This is a genomic window from Shewanella scandinavica, assembly GCF_031932065.1.
GTDB classification, from domain to species: domain Bacteria; phylum Pseudomonadota; class Gammaproteobacteria; order Enterobacterales; family Shewanellaceae; genus Shewanella; species Shewanella baltica.
The window spans coordinates 218,251-236,369 of sequence record NZ_JAUOES010000003.1; the positions used below are offsets into that span (position 1 = coordinate 218,251).

Below are 18,119 nucleotides of genomic sequence, written 5' to 3' on the forward strand. Positions count from 1 at the left end.
CGTTCTGGCTCATTTCTGGATACACACGTCCTAAAAATGAGTTGGACTTGAAATCATGCACGAGAGATATCGAAAAATAATTAATGACCGCCAGTTAGTCTCAGTGATGAATAAAACTAAGTGGCGCGAGCTTTGTAATGATTTTGAAGCGCTTCATTTTCTATCTATTAGCGTAAGGTACAAACTGATTTCATCAGATGATGTTTTAGGATTTAGTGCCGTTTGGTGGAACGAGATCTATGAAGAAAGCTCCGGTATCGAGTGGCTAGACTTTAATCCAATAGTTTCCGAGTATCGTGGTCGTTTAGTTGCACCTCAGGAGACCGATAGGAGCTGTGAAATTCTTACCATTCTAAATAGACACGGCATTAAATACTCGATTGAAGGCTCTTGTTTTCGGGTGTGGGGCTATATAAGCCAAGATACAACCCCAGTATTTACATAAAAAAACCTTTTAGAGTGGCGCCTAGCGTTTAGTATTGTGGGGCCAATTTCGCTGGCGAATACACTCTTTGTTGCTAGGGCTGAGTGCCTGCAAAGCACGCTACTCGAGTCGCAGCATATCAGTTGCCCTTAGGTGCTTGAGCGCGGTCGAACATGCCGTAATCACGAACAACTTCGGCAACCCGCAGGCGATAATCGGCGAATAATTGTTCGCGTCCTTGAGTTTGTGCCTCGCGGTGATATATCTGTTGTCGCCAAGCCTGTACCGCAGCCTCATTCTCCCAGAATGACAGCGATAATAAGCGTTCTGGATTGACCATGCTCTGAAACCGTTCGATTGAAATAAATCCTGCAATTTCACTCAGGCTCGATTTCAGGTCGGCGGCTATCTCTAAATACCTTTCTTGGCAGCCGAGATTCGGCACGACTTCAAAAATAACGACCATCATAGTTTTGTCTCCGCAGCTCTTTGATAGGTCTTGGCTATCGGCTTTAGGAAACTGCGTTTTTCACTCAAAATAAATTCTCCTTGCTTGGCCAGCTGAAAATTTGCCTTGCCTGCGGCTTCTGTCTTCAGTTTGTCTCTATAGCGTTCATAGTGGGCCAGACTATCGAAGCTAATGAGACCATATGCAGTATCATTGGTGCCTTCGTGTGGCAGAAAGTAGCCAAGGAGTTCGCCGCCGTAGGCTGGAATAATATCGCCCCAGTTTTCAGCATATTGGGCAAATTGTTCCAATTTGAACGGATCTATTTTGTATTCGATAAAACAGGTAATTTTCATAGTGTTTGGCGCCATTGACTTGTGTGCTAAAGGTTTTAGTTGCATTGTAATTACCTGAAAACTTAATGCTTCGATGGTTATCGAACTGTTCCCGAATGAGATTACAAGCATGGAACCTAACATTGCCTTTATTGCCAACTTGATTGGTGACGCCGCCCGCTCACGTATGTTGATTGCTCTTATGGGCGGACAGGCATTGACGGCGACAGAACTGGCTCTTGAAGCAGACATCACACCGCAGACTGCTAGCAGCCATTTAACTAAGTTGGTTGAAGGTGAACTATTGCTCGTGCGTAAGCAGGGGAGGCATAAGTATTTTCAGCTCCAGAGCCGCCAAGTGGCCGAACTGTTGGAAAGTTTGCTCAACATGAGCGCAGCCATTACGAACTCTAAGGTCATTCATGGACCTGCGGACCCTAGATTGAGACTGGCTCGTGTTTGTTATGACCATCTCGCGGGTGAATTGGGTGTTGCACTTTACGACAGCTTAAGTCGGCAGAATTTGATCGTCCATGAAGGGGGCGAAACAAAAATCACCGCAGCAGGGATGACCTTTTTTGCCAAACGTGGCGTAGAACACTCGTTGCTGGGTGCACCAGATGATGTATTCGATGTACCGAAAAGTCGTCAATCTCGCCGTCCTTTATGTAAGTCATGCCTCGATTGGAGCGAGCGTCGCAGTCATCTTGCTGGTGTTCTAGGTCAATGGGTTCTTAAGGATATTTTGGCTAAAGGCTGGGCAGAGAAAGCCCTCGACACCCGTGCCCTACAATTTTCAAGCCGAGGGTTGAAATCCTTTCGTGCTGACTATGGCATTGCGACAAAATAGACAAGGTAAATTGGTCTATTTTACCAATGATATATAGCGTCTTGGCCTTGTTTAACAGCGCGCCGCCAGTCCGATGGTTTGAAGAAATTTATCAATAAAAATATGTGACCTGAAGGTTTTATTAAATGTCTTTAGGACGCGATTGAAATACATGAACGTTAAAATTTGTGAATCAGATTTACCTAGTCTGGTTCACGCCCTGCACACGATCATTTTTCGAAGTTTCGGGATAACCCATTTTTGCTAGCACTTGTTGAGTGAATCGAAAACTGACGAACGAGTTGCCCGACAAAATCTCATCTATGCGCCTAATGTTTGGCTCTATCGTAAAGTGACTTACAATGCATGGATATACAGTCGTATTGAAATGTAGATGCTTTTAAGTGTTTTTCAAACTGATTAGTTTGCGCGTTTTAATAGGTCTAATGTAATAAACGCGCAGCGCATAAATACTAAGAAGGACGAATGCGGAATTACTCTTTAATAATTGCACTTATAATCGCGCTTGGTTTAATCACAGTATTATCCCTTCAAGGTTTTTGGGTATATAGCTTTTATGTAAATCCCGAACACTCCCTTAGGCATGAAGCGTTGATTTTAGTGGCTTACTTTTCATTTTATGCTTTACCTTTTTCTATATTGGGTGCCTATTTAGGTAAGCAATTGATTGTAACTTATTCAAAAGTCGGTAAAGTAATATTCACTGTAAGTTGTTGTCAAATAGCTATATTTATCTGGGCTGTAAGTTACTAAAACCATACAAGCTGTTTAAGGCATGGACATCTAACGCATGGCTGACGTTCGTTCCTCACGATTATAGCCATGCATTACCCCCCCTTAACAGGGCGTTAAATGCCATGAGTATGAACAAGAAAGGGTGTCCAATCTGCGGTTATGCAGATATAACGGTTCTAGATGATTTCAGCTGCACCACATTTGAAATCTGCGCGTGTTGTGGCTCTGAGTCAGGTGTAGAATTTGATCTGCACTCTACACCCGAGCATCTTGCTAAGATCCGTCGCAAGTGGGTTAAACAAGATAACTGTAAATGGTGGGGCAATAAAAAGTTGATTCCGCCAAACTGGAACCCGAAAGAGCAAATGGAGCTGGCTAATATTAAAATTCCTCAGTAGCGTCCAGCATTTAATAAGCAAAGGCTGCCTACGCGTACCGCCCAGCTGCTTTGAGCGTCAAAAACTCGCCCGTGAATCACTCTACACCAGACTGATTCACGTCAGCCGCTAAACCCCGTCCTATTGCCCAGTTTGCGGCTATTCTGGGGCGGTTTTTTCCCTTAAGATGAATCAAATCTCTAGAGAACTGATTCAATGCGAGACATAGAGAATGCATATCAGCCTATGGTCATGCAAATTTGCGCCTAAAGTTATAGTCATTTATCCATTGATGGACTGGCTGCGTGTCATTGTAATGGCAGTGCTTAATCGCTGAGATTATAAAGAAGTAATATCGCATGTTCTTCTTCAGCATAGAGCTATCAGCCCTATTCTTGATGAACAGGTATGGGATGGGTATTTTAATGCATGCCCTGATTTATTTCTCTAGTTGTTGAGATCACATTGATTTTTGTAGGCAATGTAAATTGTTAATGTTACGTTGCTTAACTTGTCTTTGAGAATACATTTTACAATAAAAAATTAATACGTTACGGAGATATCATGGGAAAGTGTTTGACTATATGTTTGGTCATGACCTTAGCGGGATGTGTATCAGTCCCTAAGTCTGTTGATGAAATTAAAGCGGCTGGAAAGGCTAAGCATTCGTTTTGTTCTGGCAAAAGCCATCAAGAAACCGTTGCAATTATAGAACAACAATTGAATCGCTGTTTTGCTCATGGAGTACAAGAAATTGTTGGTGGAACAAGTAATACATTTATTGAGAAACTAGATACTGGAAAGAATACAGTCACACTAGCCTCGGTAGTACATGCCAACTGGAATCGCTTCTATCAAATGCGTGTTGATATCAGCGCACTCAGTACTTGTCCATCCTTTGTCGAAGCTTATGGTATGTCAGACAGTTGGTCTGATACCACTAAACTCATTCAAAGCTGGGTTGATGGTGAAAGTATAGATAAATGCTGAGTCTGTTGAGCGACAAGTAGCTAATCTATTTTACCTTTTTCCTTGGGCTGGCTCTACTCAACGTTGGATTCCCGCCCACAAGTATTGCGGGAATGATGGTTTAAATTGGATTCCCGCTCAGAAGTATTGCGGGAATGACGACTAGAGACCGTCTCCAATAAAGCACTGTCTCTTTTACCTTCATCATTAAATCTGTTAACAATTCCTCAATGTCCGTGTAGTTTAGGTAGCTTATAAAAACAACAATAGGTTATCGCTATGACTTTACCCTCTGTATCACCATCTGCTATTTCAAAATCTGCTATCTCAACATCATCGATCCCAAGATCATTTGGGTTTAACTTTTCTGCAAACCAATCCCGTTTTTCCAAGACCTTACTCGCTTCGGCCTTAGCCTTGAGCTTTATGGGCGCGGGTTTGAGTTCGGCGCAAGCGGCGACCAGTGCTATGCCGGATGCGGCTAAGTTGGCGGCGGGTGTGGAGCAAAAGGTGATCGACTGGCGCCGCGATTTACATCAACATCCTGAGTTGTCTAACCGTGAATTTCGCACCAGCAAGATTATTGAAAAGCATCTGAAATCATTAGGTTTAGAAGTACAAACGGGTGTGGCGCATACGGGCGTGGTGGCTATCTTAAAAGGCGGAAAGCTGAAAGGTGGCAAGTCTGGTCCCTTGATTGCGATTCGGGCGGATATGGATGCTTTACCTGTGACTGAGGTGGTCGATTTGCCCTTTGCCTCTAAAGCGACCGATACCTATCGTGATCAAAAAGTGGGGGTGATGCATGCCTGTGGCCACGATACCCATGTGGCCATGTTGATGGGCGTGGCTGAAAACCTCGTGAAAGTGAAAGACAGCCTCGCGGGTGATGTGATGTTTATCTTCCAACCTGCCGAAGAAGGCGCGCCAGACGGGGAAGAAGGCGGCGCGGAGTTAATGCTTAAAGAAGGGTTGTTTGCTAAGCGTAAACCTGACCAAGTGTTTGGTATGCATGTTACCTCCAGCATGCCGAGTGGCATGATTGGTGTGCGCAGTGGCCCGGCGATGGCGAGTGAAGATTCCTTTACGATCAAAGTGAAAGGTCGCCAAACCCATGGTTCGCGCCCTTGGAATGGGGTCGATCCTATTGTCGCTGCGGCACAAATTATCACCAACGTGCAAACGATCGTCAGCCGTCAGGTGGATATCACTAAAGCCCCTGCTGTGGTGAGTTTTGGTGCGGTTAATGGTGGCATTCGCTCTAACATTATTCCCGATGAAGTCGAGCTGATTGGTACGATTCGCACCTTCGACCAGCCCATGCGCGCCGATATCAAAGTGCGTTTAGCTGAAATGGCCGAGTTGTCGGCGAAAACGCTTGGTGCGAGTGCGACCACAAAGATCCACCCAGGTTATCCTGTTGTGGTCAATAATCCCGAGTTAGTCGCTAGCATGCGTCCAGTGCTTGCCAGTGTGGTGGGCGATAAGATGCTGATTGAACCTGGGTTAATCACAGGTGCCGAAGACTTTTCTTATTACGCCTTAGAAGCGCCGGGGATGTTTTTCTTCCTCGGGGTGACGCCAAAGGGAACTGACCCAGAAACCGCGGCCAGCAATCATTCTCCGGCATTCTATGTGGATGAAAGTGCGCTAAAAGTGGGTGTTGAGGCCATGACTAAAGTGGCGCTGACTGCGTTAAACGCTCAATAAGCCACGCAAGCCTTATTCCGTAAGCTCTTCGGTATAACTTGAGCTTACAAAAAATCGGCGCGGGATAAGCATCCAGAGCTTGATTTGTTAAACAATTTACCTCTATATGTGGATATTTACAGCAAGGAGCGAACAAGATGAAGCGCACGCTATCGGCTCTTGTGTTGGCCATGGGACTTTTTAACCCCCTAAGCCAAGCACAGGCCACCACGGCAGAAGACATTAAGAGTTTCACGCTAGATAACGGCATGAAAATCATAGTGCTAGAAGATGCCTCAATTCCCAATGCCAACATGTATTTGTTTTGGAAAGTCGGTTCACGTAACGAAGTGCCCGGCATTACCGGTATTTCGCACTTTTTCGAACACATGATGTTCAACGGTTCAAAAAAGTACGGCCCGAAAATGTTCGACCGCACTATGGAAGCCGCAGGTGGCGCGAACAATGCGTATACCACTGAAGATATGACGGTTTATACCGATTGGTTCCCTGCCAATGCGCTTGAAACTATGTTCGATCTCGAAGCCGACCGTATCGCTAACTTAGATATCAACCAAACTATGGTCGATAGCGAACGTGGCGTAGTGCAGTCGGAGCGCTCCACTGGCTTAGAAAACTCTAACTGGAATGCCCTTGAAGGTGAGATCAAAGGCGTGGCATTTTTAGCTCATCCTTATTCGTGGTCGGTGATCGGCCATGAGTCGGATATTGCCGCTTGGACGCTGGAAGATCTCGTGCAGTACCACAAAACCTATTATGCGCCGAACAATGCCGTGGTTGTGATTGCCGGTGATGTGAAGGTTGCCCAAGTTAAAGCCTTGGCCGACAAATACTTTGCGCCTATTCCTGCACAAACTCCGCCTAAAGCGATTCGCACCGTAGAACCTGAGCAAAAGGGCGAGCGTCGTACCTTTGTGCAAAAGGCATCGGTGAGCACACCTAATGTGATGCTGGCTTATCATATTCCGGCGGCGACTCACGCAGATTTTTATGCGTTGGATTTATTAAGCTCGATTCTAAGCCAAGGTAATAGCTCGCGTTTATATCAATCACTGGTTGATAAACAAGTGGCCTTAGAAGCGCAAACCTATATGCCGATGTCGGTCGACCCTAACCTCTTCTATGTGATGGGTGTTGCCACGCCTGAGGTGAAAGCCTCGACGCTGGAGCAGGCACTGATTGAACAAATCGATGCGATTGCGACAACGGGTGTTACCCAGCAAGAGCTGGATAAAGTTAAAAATATCAAGTTGATGGATTTTTATCGTTCGATGGAAACCATCAATGGCAAGGCCAATACCATAGGCACCTATGAGATGTATTTGGGCAGTTATGACAAGCTATTTAATGCGCCAGAAGCCTATAACAAGGTGACGCCAGCGGATATTCAACGTGTTGCCCAAACCTATTTACGTAAATCGAATCGCACTGTAGCTGTGCTGGCGGCAAACGAGGAGATCTCTCAATGAAATCAACGGCAGCGAAATCGATGGCAATGAAATCGACAGCAATGAAATCACTTAAGATGGCATCACTCGGCAAACCTTCTAAGTTAATGGCCGCATTAGCCCTAGGCACAACTTTAGCCTTAGCGGGTTGTGCTACGACATCGGCGCCAAAACGTGTCGAAACTGGCAGCTTTGTGATGCCAAGTTACGACAAGTTCGTGCTGGATAACGGCTTAACTGTGTATTTAATGCCGCAGCGCGAAGTGCCTTTAGTCACTTTAAATGCCGTAGTACGTGCGGGTGCGGTTAATGACACCACCGCAGGCGTGGCGCAAATGACGGCAGAAGGTTTGTTGCTAGGGGCGGCGGGTAAATCTAAGGCGGATATCGAGCAGCAAGTGGATTTTCTCGGTGCAAGTTTAGGCGCTGAAGCGGATAAAGAAGGCAGCTATCTCAGCGCCGATTTTATGGCGAAAGACACTGACGTCATGCTGGGCTTATTTAGTGCGGCGATGTTAACGCCGGACTTTGACGCCGCCGAGTTCGATAAACTCAAGCAACGCGCGATTGCGGGATTGCAGCAAGATAAAGAAAGCCCACGGGCGGTGATTGGTCGTTACTTCGATAAGCTGGTATTTGGTGCCCATCCTTATGGTAATGCGGCTTCGGGTAAAAGCGATTCGCTTGAACAAGTGACAGTGTCGCAACTGCGTGCTTTCCATAAGAGTTACTACCAACCGGTCAATACTGCGATTACCGTCGTGGGTGACTTTGATGTTGCTGCGATGAAGGCCAAGCTGACACAAACCTTTGGTCAGTGGAAAGGCAGCGAAAAGCTGGTGCAGCCTGACTTAAATCAAGGCTTGCCTCAGTTAACTGCAGCGAAAGTTTTGCTGGTGGATAAACCCGATGCCATCGAGACCACCTTTGTTATCGGCGGTTTAGGCATTAGTCGTGACAATCCAGACTATGTCGGTTTAACAGTAGTGAACACTATTTTAGGTGGTCGTTTTACCTCTTGGCTTAACGACGAGCTGCGGGTAAACGCTGGCTTAACCTATGGCGCACGCTCAGGTTTTAGCCCTTATACCGACTCGGGTGTGTTCACTATCAGCACTTTTACTAAGACGGAAACCACTCAAGAAGCGATTGATCTCGCACTGAAAACCTATGCTCGTTTATGGGAGAAAGGCGTTGATCAAACCACTTTAGATTCGGCTAAAGCCTATGTGAAGGGCCAGTTCCCACCTAAGTTTGAAACCTCAGGCCAACTGGCGGGATTGTTGTCAGGCATGTATCTGTATGGCTTCGATGATAAGTTTATCAATGAGTTCCAAGCTAAGGTGGATGGTTTGACCTTAGAAGAAACCCAAAGACTGGTGAAAACTTACTTCCCGCAAAAAGACCTGCAATTTGTGCTGATTGGTAACGCGGCTAAAATTGCACCTATCGCCGCTAAGTATGGCAAAGTGCAAACCGTGGATATTAAAGCCACGGGCTTTGGCCAATAAGCTCAGTCATTTCAAGCTAAGTCTTTTCAAACTAAGGCGTTAGCTTACGCTTTAGTTTAAGTTAACCCATTAAAAAGGTCTGCATTGCAGACCTTTTTTGTATCTATGGATCGCGTTTAACGCGCGCCAGGTTCGGCAAAGTGGGTCATCCACTTCTTCACTTCGTTATACCAGTAGACTGAGTTATTAGGCTTCATAATCCAATGATTTTCATCGGGGAAATAAATCATCCGCGATTCAACATGTCGACTTTGCAGGGTGTGGAACAGTTCGAACCCTTGGGTCGCCGGCACTAAGTAATCGAGTTGGCCATGACTGACTAAGGTTGGAGTGTTGAAGTTAGCCGCAAAGTAATGGGGCGAAATGGCTTTATACAGTTCTGGATTATCCCAATAGTTGCCAAATCGGGTGCTGTGTACGGCAAAGTCCGACGCCATTTGTGCATACATGTCGTAGACCGCAGCATGGATCAATAGCGCTTTAAAGGGATGCGGCTGACCTAAGATAATCGAGGTCAGGTAACCACCATAACTTGCACCACCCGCCACCATGCGATCACTGTCTATCCAGCTTTGTTGTTTAAACCAGTCTGCCGCCTTGAGCACATCCTCAAGGGGTTTTGTCTTCCAATCGGGATTGATGGAATCGGCAAATTCCTGACCAAAGCCGCTCGAACCGTGGAAGTTTGGCCACGCAGTGACATAACCCCAAGAAGCAAAGGTTTGCGCGTTCCAACGGTAATGGAAACCGTCGGTAATGGCATTGTGTGGACCGCCGTGGACGAGCATAAACAATGGATATTTTTTGCTACGATCAACCCCTGCGGGATAGTGAACCCACATTTGAATATCTTTACCTTGATAGCCTTTGTAGGTAACTGATTCATAAGTGCCTAGGTCAACATCTTTAAGAATATCGTCGTTAAAGTTTTCTAGGCGTTCAATCTTACCATTACGGGGATTGATGCTGACTAAGCGAGCGGGATACAAGAAGCTCTGATTGGTGGCAATCAGTTCGCCATCTTTGCCTATGGCGGGTTGGCTAAAATCGGTTGCCTCTGTGATGGCTTTTACTTTGCCGTTCTTGGCATCGATAGAGTAAATACGGTTTGTGGCTGCGTCCTCCACAGTGGCATAAAAGCCCTTGTTGTCGGGTGTCCAACTGAATTGAGAGACAGAACGGTCCCAGTCAGATGTGAGTGTTGTGAGTTTACGGCTGTCGATATCCAGCAGCATCAGCCTTGAGGTATCGGCGTAGAAACCGGGGATTTTTTGGCGGGTAAAGGCGAGCGTTTTACCGTTAGGGCTAAAGCTCGGATTCAGATCCGGCGCTTGATTATCTGCGGTGAGATTTTCGGCCTTGTTGCCCCCAATCGCAGCGAGAAATATATCAATTTTAGGATCGACTTTATTCTCTGAGCCATAGGCATTGAAGGCAATCCAGCGCTCATTGGGGGAAACATCATAGCTTGCACTGCTTTGATCTGAGCGTGGTAATTCATGGCCCGCAGGTTGGGTGATGTTTTCGACATTACCGCCCTTGGCCGGAATTCTAAATACGTGGGCTTGGCGACGTTCATCTAACCAGTGATCAAATTGGGAATAGGGTAAGGTGTTCCATTGATGGGCGGAAACCTTATTGTCTGTATCTGTGGCGAGCTGGGTTTTCATTTCTTCCCAGCTTTGATTAGGAAAGATATTGCTGATGAAATACAGATGCTTGCCAACCCACTTAATGCTGTTAACGCCAGTAGGAATATCGGTTAAGCGCTGCGCTTCACCCGGACCGTCCATCGGCAGCAGGTAAATTTGGCTCGCCTCGTCTTCATTGCGCTTACTCACAAATGCCAAGGTTTTGCCGTCGGGGGAAAACACGGGCTCGCTCACCCTTAAACCTTTGGCTGTGATGGCTCGGTTATGCTTGCCATCGAAATGCCACAGCTGGGTTGAGCCTTTATCGGCTTTTAGATCGTACTCTGTGACTGGCGCGATAATGTGTTCGCCCGTTGGAGATACAATCGGGCTACCGATACGTTTGAGTTGCCAAAGCAATTCTGCTGAGAGTGGTTTGCCCTGTTCTGCAAATGCCGAGCTAAAGGGCATCAGTAAACAGAGTAATAAAATGCCTGTATTCTTCACTATGAGTCTCCTTGTGATACAAACAGTTACTAGGATTATGATGTTGCGTATTTTTGCTAAGTGGCAAGTTAGCATGAAACCCCGCTATGCCTGAATAAGCTGTTATGTAAGCAACTGTGAATCTTTGTTGGGCATCTCAGCTCAAAAGAGGTTGATGTAGGCGGTAAACAGTCAGGCTAACTGCAATACAAAAGCGTTCATTCCGTAGTTAAAGGAATCGTTTGCGTTAGGGGATTTGTCGATTGATGCTTTTAACGCTAATGTATTGATCTGTTTCGGATAGGTGCTAGAGATATGCCGCTTAAAATCGACCGTTTGAACCTTATGCTGGGTCTTGCCATTGTACTGAGCGTGTTTTCGTCCTTCTCAGTCATGGCCGCTAAGGTCAGTTTCAAGGAATTTTGTCCACATTTAGTGGGGCAATGGGCGGGTGATGCTGCCAAAGCGGGGGAGATTCCGAGAAAAGTGGCCGTTACGGGCTTTTGCTCCCACGATCAGCGCCAGTTGATCTTATCTGTGAGTATCGGCACGCGGGCGCCCTTTAGCGAAACTTGGTGGTTTAGGGAACAAGGCGATCAAGTATTACTGACCTATTACGACGGTGTGGCAGAAGATAAACAGCAAGTCTTTAGTTTATATCGACAAAATGGGGATTATTCCCTGCTAGGGGAAGGGGTTGTCAATGCGAGACCCGCGTTGATCCAGTTACTCTTCGATGCTCAGGCTCAAAATCAAGCGGGTGGTTGGCAATGGACGCAGAATATCCAATATCTCGATGATGATATCGACCGCTATCAGCTGTTTCGTGGGATAGAGATGACGCCTGTCGCACCATCTCATTAAGCCGACTCATTTATACCCGAACGGGCAGTTTTGATTATGTAGTACAACCTTGGCTGGATACCCATGCAATTCATTTTGGGATAGAAGAACGTTAAATATAGAAGGGCGATCCATGGTATTTGCTCGACGACACGGTGAATAGAAACCTAGGGTTTCTGAGTTTATGAACGAGAGCCATGGAGGGCGAACTGGCAGTTAAACACGGATGTTGTTCAAGTCCATCCGTGGATGCTCGACCGCCCCATCCATGGGGCGGACGGTCGTCTCGCTAATCACCATGGATCTCCTGTTTAACATCGGTGTAGCCTGTTTGTTTTAAAAAAGATATGTGACTCGTTTTTGGACAAAATCGTGTTAGGTCATCAGCTATAACAGGTGAGTTTCACATAAAAATTTCTATGGGGTAACACCCTTTTAAAGTGTGAGCAACGTAACACCGTTGCTCCCTTAAACTCTAAACGCAACTCATAGTAAAAACGCCATGCTTTGCGAATCATTCTTAAACGGTTTATTAGTTGCTTGTGAGCCTATCATTTCCAAATAAGTGCATTGCTGACGACGCCCCAGGACTTATATAAATAGACTCAATATACAAATTCGCTTTGTTAACTGAATAAGAAATCGTGTTACCATTTTCCATGCTTCTAATAAACTTTTTCATCCAAATGCCAGGAATAGATACATTTAAACTCCAACTTGGCGAAATAACAGCCTGATACCCACTCTGTAATAACCTTTTAACCAACGTGTGTGTACTATTTGAATAATAATTTTCAACAATACTACCAGCGTGACAGACAAACATAATAGCAATTTTTCCGGTACCAAATATTTTGTCCATATTGTATGCTTTCCCATCGGATGGATATAAACCTCGAAATCCTGAATTGCCGTCACGACCACCATGAGACACAAAAACATTAATGTCGGAACAAGGATTAGGAATCAACCCTTCTTCATATACAACTTTAACATTATCTAAATTTTCTTTTATTTTTGCAAATGCAATTGAAATCGCAATATCACCTTCAACTATAGGCGCCCAAACATTGATTTTTTGCAAGTCCACCTTTTGTTCTTCATACTTTACATAATTATCAAAAGATAAAGGTGATGATACTGCTTGTTTAAGCCCTAAGATTTCACCTTCAACTTTTATCAAATTATGTGGATAAGACGAAAACCCCACATCACTGAAAATAACTATTTCACGAGAAGAAAGTGGAATATTAAACTCTGGTAAATTGTCCACTATAGAACACTTTTCCTTTTGCCAGATGTCCTCTCGAGTTATAAATGGACTACCTGTGACTGGAGAGTCATTGAAAGCCAAATCTTGTAGACAATTTTGAATCCACTCCTTAATTTCCTTTTTACTTGTTGATTTAATGTAATCGCAAAACGTGAAGCTACCATGTTCAAAAACAACAGCATACACTCGCTCATTGTTCGTTCCAATCCATAAAAACTGTGAGTTATTTACCGCCAACCTATCATTGACGTAATTTAAATAATCTCTAAATCTTGATGAGTTTTCACCCTCTAAATTAAAAGTTTGATGAATTGTTCCACTAATTGAGTCAATTGTATTGCCGACAAAAGAAACACCTGCATCCGAATTTAATTGATGTCCTAATAGAACACCTTCAACATCATATTTATTTAGTGAATTTTCGATAACTCTATTAGCAGTAACTATCAACTGATTTACTTCATGAACATAATCGGCTCTGTTCCTTGTTCTAGAAAGATTAACGAGCCCATCAATTAATGCTTCTCTCCCATCTGGATTTTCCTTTAATATTTTTGCTTTAATACCTTTAACTTCTTCCATAGGCTTTGTTTCCTAAATCGAGTCAGCGAACAAAACTCCCATCATTGTTCAAATATCAAGCTATATAGTGGGTTTCAGGCATACCTAGCCCAGTAAGCTTGTTCAAAGCCCTAATCATCGCGTAAGTTTCTCCCACCTGAGCGTTATAATTCCGCATGCTCAACGTGCCTCCTAGCAGTTGTTTTATCCTGTACATGGCGGTTTCTGAGATTGAACGGCGATGATAACCATACCGTTTTTTCCACTGCTTATTTGAGCCATGAAGCTGTTGCCAACTGACGGCTAAGTTTCGTGGATGCCCTTGTTCCCATAGCGCAGCACCTTCCCTAGGTGGAATGAGCACTAAAGCGCGTTTTCGACGAACGGCTTCGTGACAGGCTTTCGTGTCGTAAGCACCATCACCCGAGATATTGCGTATTTTTCGATGGGTTTGCTTAAGTAAATTGGGCATCACTTCAGCGTCTGTGACACCTGATAAACTGAGTTCTGCGGCAATAATTTCATGGCTATGCGTATCTACGGCAATATGCAGTTTACGCCACACTCGGCGCTTTCCATCTGCGCCATGTTTCTTCACTTTCCACTCACCTTCGCCATAGACCTTCAAGCCTGTCGAGTCGATAGCTAAGTGCTCAATGGCGCCGCGAGTCTTGGTTTTAAAAGCAATATTGACCGTTTTCGCGCGTTTACTGATGCAGGTGTAATGCGGGCAAGATAATGGGATGTCACCCAGTTTAAACACCGAATTGATGAAGCCTTGTAAGGCTCGCAGTGGCATAGAGAAAATACGCTTAACCATCAACGCAGTGGTAATGGCTAAGTCGCTAAACACTTGAGGGCGACCTTTCTTGGGCTGCTCGACCTTGGTTTTCCACTTAGCAATTGCATCCTCATCAATCCAGAAGGTAAGTGAACCGCGGTTGATTAAGGCTTGGTTGTATTGCTTCCAGTTGGTTGTTTTATAGTGAGGTTTTGACACGGTTGATGGGTAAGTTGATAGGCGATGCCGATCAGATCTGCGGCTACGGTTTTAGTTCAACCTATTTAGGAAACAAAGCCTCTTCCATACTAAGCATATGTTCAATAACACATTCAAACTCCATAACATCAGTCTTATTTTTGTATTCTTCTTCAAAGAGAACCTTTATATTGCAAATTAACGTAAACCATGGAATCAAGGATGCTTTTCCGAATCCTAATATTTTATCTTTTTTAGTCTTTAGATAAATATCAATGTCTTTAATAATGCTAGAATCGTTCTCCATTATTTTCATATAAAACATAGCAACATCTAGCTTTTGTTTATGGTACTCATCAAGATTCAGACCCGATATATATGCCTTATATACATCTTTTGCTAGCGTAAAAAATCTAAAAGTTCTCAAAGCCAAAAATGTTGCAATATAAGATTTTTCAATTAGCTCTTCACAAATAGATTCTTCACCGCAAAGTGATGTATAGAGTAGACAACCATGTAATAATGAATCTATAACATTGGTCTGGCTAGTGTAAATAGAAAACCTAGCATAATGACCATAATATAGAACATTGTAATTATGGGAGCACATTAATGCTTCTTCTGCACAGTCACGAGCTTCTTGATATAAACCATCCATATTCATTCGTTCCAATATAGAACTAAACTGTATGAAAAATTCATGTTGACAGTTGTATTTTTTTGACAAAACCTTAGATATTCCAAGACAAATTGCCCTGGGAGGAATTTCTGCGTTTAACTCACGAATATTTATTGGCTCACTAGCATACATATTCAGCATATCCCTAGTACAACAATATATATTTAGTAGTTCTTTTTCATCTAAAACTGGAAGTTCAAAATCTAGAATTCTAATCCCTTTTTGTTCACAAGATTCAAAACACCTTTCAAAATACTTCATGAAGGGTTCAATCTCAATTTCGCACGATAATTTTATAGATTTGTAATTTGGTTTATAGCTAACAGCCTCAAGCTTATTTAAAAGTAACATCAGTAAATAAGGAATCGAACTAGAACCTAACTCATGCAGTTCATATGATAAGTTTGCTGAAGTCTGCCTTAAATCATTGATCTCTGCATCGTTTATAAAATATAATATTTCATCAATTTTACTTAGTATTTCATCATCAACATCATTACCTAACGACACTTTTTGAAGAAATAAATTTTTTAATTCTATAATTTTTTTGTTCACTACAATAACCTATCTTTATATTGAGCTTCAAAGCCCTAAGTAACCATGAAATTTAGTCACTAAAATTGAAGGTATTAACAACTAACTTCTTAGTATTTATGCGCTGCGATGTTTGCGGGGCATAAATCGCTTGTTCACTAAATCTCAAATATGGCCGCTGCCACATCCGTGTAAATGGGTATAAATGATGCTATAGGAATTTGCTTTTTTGCGGTAGCGGTTTTTTATACAGTTTGGTAGGTAATTACTTGATATTGTTTTAGCTTTCTCGTTCTTTCTCCTTTATTTTTGCTAATGAATCGCTATCTAACAACTCAAAACTCCAAGGAATACACCTCCCCTCGGAGTTGCCGCAGGGCATTTGCGTTCGTTGCGTGAGCGAGGCATGGATGCCGACATCGAGCCCTCATGGATGACGATAAAGTTATCTTGCTTTGGGGCAAAAAGCTTTTAGCCGGATGAGCTGTTCAATAGTCGTTAAGATTGGCATTGTTGCAACTGTGACCGTTGGCGGCATGGATGCCGACGTCGAGCCCTCATGGATGAGTTTATGGCGTGTCACAGGGGAAACAATGACAATTCACTCAGTACACCTAATGATAAAGCTAACTTACTTTGGGGCAATATCTTTTAGCCAGATGAACAGTTCAATGGTCGTTAAGATTGCCATTGTTGCAACAGTGGCCGTTGGCAGTATGTCATTGGGAAAGCAATGACAATTAACGCGTCGTGCGTCACTAAACTGTCTTGCTTCGGGCTGAATTGAGTTAACGCAATCTTTCGGGGTTGATGGCTTAGTGATTGGAATATTGGCTGGTTAAGTCCAGCCTAATCCAAATCAGTATTCCTAGGTATTAAATTGCGCCTTCAAACCCAAGCTGGCGCCAGGCTTCGTAGCTGATAATCGCCACTGCATTGGAGAGATTAAGGCTACGGCTGGTGGCCGCCATTGGAATACGTAATCGCTGCTCGGTCGGGATAGATTCGATAATCGCCATCGGCAAGCCGCGGGTTTCAGGGCCAAATAGCAGCACATCATCTTTCGCAAAACTCAGCTCAGTATGCGGACGACTGCCTTTAGTGGTGCAGGCCATAATGCGCTTACCTGCCATAGCTTCGAGGAAGGCATCGAAGTCTTTGTGGCGAGTTACATTGGTTAAGTCGGCATAATCTAAACCGGCGCGGCGTAACTTTTTCTCTTCTAGATCAAAACCTAATGGCTCAATCAAATGCAGCTGACAACCGTTGTTGGCGCATAAGCGAATGATATTACCTGTGTTAGGTGCGATTTCTGGCTCATAGAGTGCGATATGGAACATACTGGCCCGCCTATAGAAAAATGACGGCTGATTATACGGCAAACGGCAGCTAAGCACAGTGACAGAGTGATGCTTTATCACGTTCTCATTTGGATGCGAGGAATGAACGCCACAATCGTTGTCCTCTGCTAAGCTTGAGAAAGCCACCGAGGGACCACCCATGTTCAGTCACTTTATTACCTTGTGTATTTTTTCTGTGCTTTTCCTTCAGAGCATTTTCACCCCAGCCTATGCCGCGGATGATGCTGCCACTAATGCTGGCGGCAAGCGGCAGATGACGGCTTATTTAGGGGAGATCCCTGGATTAATTAATGCCGATGGCACAGGGCCATTTGTGGAACTGGTTAAAGCAATTGATAGGGCAGATCCTGAGGTTGAAATTGAGATTAAGGTTTTTCCGCTTTCACGGGCGATGCTAGGCGTGACGCTTGGTCGTGCTGATTTTGGTTTGCCCGCCATCCGTAATAATGCCGCGTTAGATGCCTTACCTTACCGTTTTAGCACTGTTTCATTTGGGCAAGTCACCCACGTGCTTTATACCAATGTGGATAAGCCGATAACGAAGGCCATGTTATTTGATCAGCAGCAAACGGGGCGCGTATTTACCGTGGAGGCGATCCCAGATTACATGCCTATCCCTGCGGAACCTTCGATAACCATTAAACGTTCTTTGCTAAAACTTTCCCATGGCCGTATCGATGCTTTCGTTTGGGCGCAGGAAGAGGCCGATATGATGCTGAAACAGTTGAAGTTGCATAATATCCACCGTGAAGACTTTGGCGATTTTGAAGATGTGTTTGTGATTGCCAAGGGCCCCGAAGGGGATGCCGTGGATGCATATTTGAGCCGCATGATTGAATTACTGCGGCAGACTGGAGAGTTAAGCCAGATTTATCAAACTATCCATCTGTCCTACAATGACTGGCAACCTTAGTTTTTAAATCAAATAGTTAACTTGATTAACTCCCGCCGATAACGAGATATTC

17 protein-coding genes are annotated in these 18,119 nt (G+C 44.2%); 10 read left to right on the forward strand and 7 right to left on the reverse strand.

Going from position 1 to position 18,119, the window contains the following annotated elements; genetic code table 11:
* Window positions 1-55 precede the first annotated feature (55 nt).
* Window positions 56-445, forward strand: a complete 390-nt coding sequence (locus tag Q4Q50_RS03710; RefSeq protein WP_006084571.1) for a DUF6678 family protein — start codon at window positions 56-58, stop codon at window positions 443-445.
* A gap of 118 nt (window positions 446-563) precedes the next feature.
* On the opposite strand, the gene Q4Q50_RS03715 is transcribed toward Q4Q50_RS03710, so the two are convergent.
* Window positions 564-893 (reverse strand): antibiotic biosynthesis monooxygenase family protein, encoded by a 330-nt coding sequence (locus tag Q4Q50_RS03715; protein ID WP_311898449.1) that lies wholly within the window; start codon window positions 891-893, stop codon window positions 564-566.
* A complete protein-coding gene (locus tag Q4Q50_RS03720) occupies window positions 890-1,273 on the reverse strand; it encodes an NIPSNAP family protein (RefSeq protein ID WP_106651737.1) in 384 nt (127 codons plus the stop codon). Before Q4Q50_RS03720 ends, Q4Q50_RS03715 begins: the two co-directional genes overlap by 4 nt.
* Window positions 1,274-1,337: 64 nt before the next feature.
* Here Q4Q50_RS03720 and Q4Q50_RS03725 point away from each other — a divergent pair, with 64 nt between their 5' ends.
* The 6 genes from Q4Q50_RS03725 to Q4Q50_RS03750 all read left to right on the forward strand — a co-directional run bounded on the left by Q4Q50_RS03725 (window position 1,338) and on the right by Q4Q50_RS03750 (window position 8,807).
* Window positions 1,338-2,057 (forward strand): ArsR/SmtB family transcription factor, encoded by a 720-nt coding sequence (locus Q4Q50_RS03725; protein WP_311898452.1) that lies wholly within the window; start codon window positions 1,338-1,340, stop codon window positions 2,055-2,057.
* Window positions 2,058-2,914: 857 nt separating this feature from the next.
* Window positions 2,915-3,190 carry a hypothetical protein gene (locus Q4Q50_RS03730; RefSeq protein ID WP_311898454.1) on the forward strand — a complete coding sequence of 92 codons (276 nt, stop codon included), beginning with the start codon at window positions 2,915-2,917 and terminating at the stop codon, window positions 3,188-3,190.
* 543 nt (window positions 3,191-3,733) lie between these two features.
* Entirely contained in the window at window positions 3,734-4,159 is a 426-nt protein-coding gene (locus Q4Q50_RS03735; RefSeq protein WP_311898455.1) for a hypothetical protein, read from the forward strand.
* Window positions 4,160-4,417: 258 nt separating this feature from the next.
* On the forward strand, window positions 4,418-5,848 hold the full coding sequence (locus Q4Q50_RS03740; protein WP_311898457.1) for an amidohydrolase: 1,431 nt from the start codon (window positions 4,418-4,420) through the stop codon (window positions 5,846-5,848).
* Between the two features lie 137 nt (window positions 5,849-5,985).
* On the forward strand, window positions 5,986-7,317 hold the full coding sequence (locus Q4Q50_RS03745; protein ID WP_311898458.1) for a M16 family metallopeptidase: 1,332 nt from the start codon (window positions 5,986-5,988) through the stop codon (window positions 7,315-7,317).
* 26 nt (window positions 7,318-7,343) lie between these two features.
* Window positions 7,344-8,807 carry a M16 family metallopeptidase gene (locus tag Q4Q50_RS03750; RefSeq protein ID WP_371830294.1) on the forward strand — a complete coding sequence of 488 codons (1,464 nt, stop codon included), beginning with the start codon at window positions 7,344-7,346 and terminating at the stop codon, window positions 8,805-8,807.
* Window positions 8,808-8,923: 116 nt separating this feature from the next.
* On the opposite strand, the gene Q4Q50_RS03755 is transcribed toward Q4Q50_RS03750, so the two are convergent.
* Entirely contained in the window at window positions 8,924-10,945 is a 2,022-nt protein-coding gene (locus tag Q4Q50_RS03755; RefSeq protein WP_311898461.1) for a S9 family peptidase, read from the reverse strand.
* A 294-nt stretch (window positions 10,946-11,239) separates the two neighbouring features.
* Here Q4Q50_RS03755 and Q4Q50_RS03760 point away from each other — a divergent pair, with 294 nt between their 5' ends.
* On the forward strand, window positions 11,240-11,788 hold the full coding sequence (locus Q4Q50_RS03760; protein ID WP_311898463.1) for a hypothetical protein: 549 nt from the start codon (window positions 11,240-11,242) through the stop codon (window positions 11,786-11,788).
* Between the two features lie 511 nt (window positions 11,789-12,299).
* Here the strand turns inward: Q4Q50_RS03760 and Q4Q50_RS03765 are convergent.
* The 3 genes from Q4Q50_RS03765 to Q4Q50_RS03775 form a co-directional block, all read right to left on the reverse strand.
* Window positions 12,300-13,622 (reverse strand): hypothetical protein, encoded by a 1,323-nt coding sequence (locus Q4Q50_RS03765; protein ID WP_311898464.1) that lies wholly within the window; start codon window positions 13,620-13,622, stop codon window positions 12,300-12,302.
* Window positions 13,623-13,677: 55 nt separating this feature from the next.
* Window positions 13,678-14,601 carry an IS5 family transposase gene (locus Q4Q50_RS03770; protein ID WP_311898465.1) on the reverse strand — a complete coding sequence of 308 codons (924 nt, stop codon included), beginning with the start codon at window positions 14,599-14,601 and terminating at the stop codon, window positions 13,678-13,680.
* A 61-nt stretch (window positions 14,602-14,662) separates the two neighbouring features.
* A complete protein-coding gene (locus Q4Q50_RS03775) occupies window positions 14,663-15,814 on the reverse strand; it encodes a hypothetical protein (RefSeq protein WP_311898466.1) in 1,152 nt (383 codons plus the stop codon).
* Between the two features lie 458 nt (window positions 15,815-16,272).
* On the opposite strand from Q4Q50_RS03775, the gene Q4Q50_RS03780 reads away from it, so the two are divergent.
* Complete coding sequence (locus Q4Q50_RS03780; protein ID WP_259577449.1) at window positions 16,273-16,530, forward strand: hypothetical protein; 258 nt, start codon at window positions 16,273-16,275, stop codon at window positions 16,528-16,530.
* A 138-nt stretch (window positions 16,531-16,668) separates the two neighbouring features.
* Here Q4Q50_RS03780 and trmL read toward each other — a convergent pair whose 3' ends face one another.
* Window positions 16,669-17,133 carry a tRNA (uridine(34)/cytosine(34)/5-carboxymethylaminomethyluridine(34)-2'-O)-methyltransferase TrmL gene (gene trmL, locus Q4Q50_RS03785; RefSeq protein ID WP_113940306.1) on the reverse strand — a complete coding sequence of 155 codons (465 nt, stop codon included), beginning with the start codon at window positions 17,131-17,133 and terminating at the stop codon, window positions 16,669-16,671.
* 160 nt (window positions 17,134-17,293) lie between these two features.
* Here trmL and Q4Q50_RS03790 point away from each other — a divergent pair, with 160 nt between their 5' ends.
* Complete coding sequence (locus Q4Q50_RS03790; RefSeq protein WP_311898469.1) at window positions 17,294-18,067, forward strand: type 2 periplasmic-binding domain-containing protein; 774 nt, start codon at window positions 17,294-17,296, stop codon at window positions 18,065-18,067.
* The last annotated feature ends 52 nt before the right edge of the window (window positions 18,068-18,119 follow it).

What these genes read in the sequence shown, in the direction of transcription:
- Q4Q50_RS03710 (WP_006084571.1), top strand. Translation starts at nt 56, where the DNA reads ATGCACGAGAGATATCGAAAAATAATTAATGACCGCCAGTTAGTCTCA.
- Q4Q50_RS03715 (WP_311898449.1), bottom strand. Translation starts at nt 893, where the DNA reads ATGATGGTCGTTATTTTTGAAGTCGTGCCGAATCTCGGCTGCCAAGAA.
- Q4Q50_RS03720 (WP_106651737.1), bottom strand. Translation starts at nt 1,273, where the DNA reads ATGCAACTAAAACCTTTAGCACACAAGTCAATGGCGCCAAACACTATG.
- Q4Q50_RS03725 (WP_311898452.1), top strand. Translation starts at nt 1,338, where the DNA reads ATGGAACCTAACATTGCCTTTATTGCCAACTTGATTGGTGACGCCGCC.
- Q4Q50_RS03730 (WP_311898454.1), top strand. Translation starts at nt 2,915, where the DNA reads ATGAGTATGAACAAGAAAGGGTGTCCAATCTGCGGTTATGCAGATATA.
- Q4Q50_RS03735 (WP_311898455.1), top strand. Translation starts at nt 3,734, where the DNA reads ATGGGAAAGTGTTTGACTATATGTTTGGTCATGACCTTAGCGGGATGT.
- Q4Q50_RS03740 (WP_311898457.1), top strand. Translation starts at nt 4,418, where the DNA reads ATGACTTTACCCTCTGTATCACCATCTGCTATTTCAAAATCTGCTATC.
- Q4Q50_RS03745 (WP_311898458.1), top strand. Translation starts at nt 5,986, where the DNA reads ATGAAGCGCACGCTATCGGCTCTTGTGTTGGCCATGGGACTTTTTAAC.
- Q4Q50_RS03750 (WP_371830294.1), top strand. Translation starts at nt 7,344, where the DNA reads ATGAAATCGACAGCAATGAAATCACTTAAGATGGCATCACTCGGCAAA.
- Q4Q50_RS03760 (WP_311898463.1), top strand. Translation starts at nt 11,240, where the DNA reads ATGCCGCTTAAAATCGACCGTTTGAACCTTATGCTGGGTCTTGCCATT.
- Q4Q50_RS03765 (WP_311898464.1), bottom strand. Translation starts at nt 13,622, where the DNA reads ATGGAAGAAGTTAAAGGTATTAAAGCAAAAATATTAAAGGAAAATCCA.
- Q4Q50_RS03780 (WP_259577449.1), top strand. Translation starts at nt 16,273, where the DNA reads ATGAGCTGTTCAATAGTCGTTAAGATTGGCATTGTTGCAACTGTGACC.
- trmL (WP_113940306.1), bottom strand. Translation starts at nt 17,133, where the DNA reads ATGTTCCATATCGCACTCTATGAGCCAGAAATCGCACCTAACACAGGT.
- Q4Q50_RS03790 (WP_311898469.1), top strand. Translation starts at nt 17,294, where the DNA reads ATGTTCAGTCACTTTATTACCTTGTGTATTTTTTCTGTGCTTTTCCTT.